Genomic DNA, 3,535 nt, shown 5'->3' with positions numbered 1-3,535 from the left:
CCCAACCAATGAAATTCAAAAATGCATTTCTCTTTACGGCTATTAGTCTAGGCTTTATTGCTTGTGAGTCCGATGAGGATGATTGTTGTGTCGATCCAATTGATCCAGAAATTCGTTTTGAACATCTCACCACCATTGCCGCTGGTGGGACTACAGAGATTTCCGCTTTCGATCCAATTACTAAAAAATTGTTTACTGTTAATCCAGATTTGAATGCCGTTATCACCTATGATCTAACAGATCCTTCTGAGCCGATAGAAGGCGAAGTGATCGATGTAAGTGCTACAGGAACTCCAAATAGTGTTTCCATTCACCAAAAGCAGTTGGCCATAGCTGTGGAAGGTTCCAATAAACAAGCAAACGGAAGTGTGCTTTTGTTTGATACCGAATCAAATGCCCTCCTTGAGCGCTATAGTGTTGGAGCATTACCTGATATGGTGATGTTTTCTCCAGATGGTAAGTATATCGTAACGGCCAATGAAGGAGAGCCGAGTTCAGATTATTTGATTGATCCATTAGGGAGTATTAGTATTATTGAGGTTAGTTCTGGGGTGGTTTCTACCCTGGATTTCGAGGCCTTTAACAATATCTTGAGTAAATTAGTTGAAGGTGGTTTTAGGGTTTTTGGTCCTGGTGCCACCTTAGCTCAGGATGTAGAACCTGAATATGTGGCCATTTCAGATGACTCGAAGACAGCATGGGTAACTTTACAGGAGAATAACGCAATGGCTCAGGTGAACCTGGAGTCCAAAGAAATAGAGGCCATCCATCCTTTTGGTTTTAAAGATCATAGGTTAACTGAAAATATGTTAGATGCTAGTGATAAGGATGGGGTCACTGAACTTAAAAACTGGCCTGTGTTTGGCATGTACCTCCCTGATGCAATAAAGTACGCTAATATCGATGGTACAGGATACTTAATCACTGCCAATGAAGGAGATGCAAGAGATTATGACGGGTTTTCTGAGGAGGCAAGAGTTGCTGATCTAATGTTGGACGCAACGAAATTTCCAGAGGCTGCCACCTTGCAAGCTAAAGAGAATTTAGGGAGACTTAAGACAACCACCACGATGGGAGATATAGACGGGGATGGCGATTACGATGAAATATACGCCTATGGTGGACGATCCTTTAGCATATGGTCGACCACTGGGGAATTGGTATATGATAGCGGTAGTATTATTGCTCAAGCCGTCCTTGATCATACTCCTGGGAGTTTTAATGCCGATGAAGGAGAGGTCGACGGTAGAAGTGATGACAAAGGAGCGGAGCCAGAGGCCATAGAACTTTTGAAAATAGGGGATAAGACGCTTTTATTTGTTGGCTTGGAGAGGAATAGTCAAGTCATAGTGTATGATTTTAGCATTCCCAGTGCGCCAGTGTTTTTACAGATATTAGAAAGAGCTGGCGACCATGCTCCGGAAGGAGTGCTGGCCATTTCGGCTGCAGATAGCCCTAATGAAAGAGATCTATTAGTGGTCACCAACGAAGATAGTGGAACCATTTCCATATACCAGAATTAAGATATTGAATTAGAAGAGCTAGAAGATTGTTTAATTTGATTTCTTTTCAATGGGGTGTCAGGAGATTTCCTGGCGCCCTTTTAATGTATTTAAAGTACATTCTCTAATAGGCTAAGCCCTAGAATGGGGATTGTTTTTACATAGTTGAATTTTCTAGCATCCTGACAGTGTAAATTCTTGGGTTAAAAACTAAAAAAATAGAATTACCTTTGCCCAATAAAATTATAAGTATGAGTGCTATAGTAGCCATAGTAGGGAGACCAAATGTTGGGAAATCGACTTTGTTTAACCGATTGATCAAACGCAGAGATGCCATTGTTGATGAAATTAGTGGGGTAACACGGGACCGACATTATGGGAAAACAGACTGGAATGGTCGTGAGTTCTCTATTATTGATACGGGTGGATATGTCGTTGGAAGTGACGATATTTTTGAACAAGAAATCGATAAGCAGGTAGAGCTAGCGATGGATGAAGCCGATGCTATCATATTTGTAGTGGATGTAGTCACTGGAATTACAGGGATGGATGAGGAAGTAGCGCAATTACTTCGTCAAGTTAATAAGCCAATATTTATGGCGGTGAATAAAGTGGATAGTGCGATGAGAGTTGCTGATGCTGCAGAATTTTACGCCTTAGGTCTTGGAGATTATTATACCATCTCTAGTATAAACGGGAGTGGTACAGGTGAATTACTAGATGCTGTAGTAGAGGCTTTGCCAGAGGATGAAGCGATAGCAGAAGATGAGCTGCCAAGATTCGCTGTAGTAGGACGTCCTAATGCGGGGAAATCATCCTTTATAAACGCTCTTCTAGGGGAGGATCGTTACATTGTTACGGACATCGCTGGAACTACGCGTGATAGTGTAGATACTAAATACAATCGTTATGGGTTTGAATTTAATCTGGTTGATACGGCAGGAATTCGTAGAAAATCCAAAGTAAAAGAAGATCTAGAATTTTATACCGTGATGCGTTCGGTTCGTGCCATTGAGCATAGTGATGTTTGTATCTTAGTATTAGATGCGACTCGCGGTTTTGAAGGACAGGATTTAAATATCTTCTGGCTTGCTGAACGAAATAGAAAAGGGATTGTAATCTTAGTTAATAAGTGGGACCTTGTAGAGAAGCATACCAATACGGTTAAAGAATTCGAAACCTATATCAGAAAACAGATTGAACCTTTTACCGATGTCCCTATTGTCTTTATTTCTTCGCTTACTAAACAGCGCATCTACAAAGCCATTGAAACTGCGGTACAAGTATATAAAAATAAAACTAAGCGTATTAGTACCTCACAACTAAACGATGTGATGCTGCCTATTATAGCCAATACACCGCCCCCTGCACAAAAGGGGAAGTATGTAAAAATTAAGTTCTGTACACAACTACCAACTCCAACACCTCAGTTTGCGTTCTTTGCCAATTTACCACAGTATGTTAAGGAACCTTACAGAAGATTTATTGAGAACAGACTTCGTAGCAATTTTGATTTTAATGGAGTGCCTATCCAAGTATACTTTAGAAAGAAATAGGAAGCTCTTGTTAAAGTATTATTAAATAGTAAGTATTACTATTAAATGTTTATGTATTTATCTTATTTTGGACAAAACTATTGCTATGCATCAATCAAAACTGTTACTTTTATTCCTACTTATAGGTTTGCGCGTCTTTGCGCAAGAATATCAAATTTCAGGTAAAGTCATCGATAGTGATACCCAAGAACCCTTAGAGGCTTCGACAGTTTATGTGGAGTCTGTAAGGGATAGTTCCATGGTGGCTTATACGATAACAGATCAAAACGGAGTTTTTGTGCTTGATGCGCGCACAAGCAGTGATGCATTAAATTTATTTATTACTTATAATGGGTATAAACCTGATGTACGCCAACTTAAGCTTGACCAAAAGAAGATCACATTAGGGTCTGTAGCCTTGGAACTTCAAGCGGAGCAACTTGAGGGGGTGAGTGTAGTAGGAGAACGGATTCCACTTGTGATAAAGAAAGATACCTT

At 40.1% G+C, this 3,535-nt stretch carries 3 protein-coding genes; all 3 read left to right on the top strand.

The features are described from left to right. Window positions 1-1,523: choice-of-anchor I family protein (locus VKY50_RS10465; protein WP_324301588.1), on the top strand; the 1,523-nt coding region annotated here is incomplete at its 5' end. Between the two features lie 230 nt (window positions 1,524-1,753). Continuing rightward, window positions 1,754-3,058 carry a ribosome biogenesis GTPase Der gene (gene der, locus VKY50_RS10460; RefSeq protein WP_324301586.1) on the top strand — a complete coding sequence of 435 codons (1,305 nt, stop codon included), beginning with the start codon at window positions 1,754-1,756 and terminating at the stop codon, window positions 3,056-3,058. Between the two features lie 85 nt (window positions 3,059-3,143). Then, window positions 3,144-3,535, top strand: a 392-nt coding sequence (locus tag VKY50_RS10455; RefSeq protein WP_324301584.1) for a carboxypeptidase-like regulatory domain-containing protein, incomplete at its 3' end; no start/stop codon positions are given.

The organism is Galbibacter sp., from assembly GCF_035306585.1.
GTDB lineage: Bacteria > Bacteroidota > Bacteroidia > Flavobacteriales > Flavobacteriaceae > Galbibacter.
Note: the sequence above shows the minus strand (reverse complement) of the source record. Positions and strands in the feature narration are given on the sequence as shown.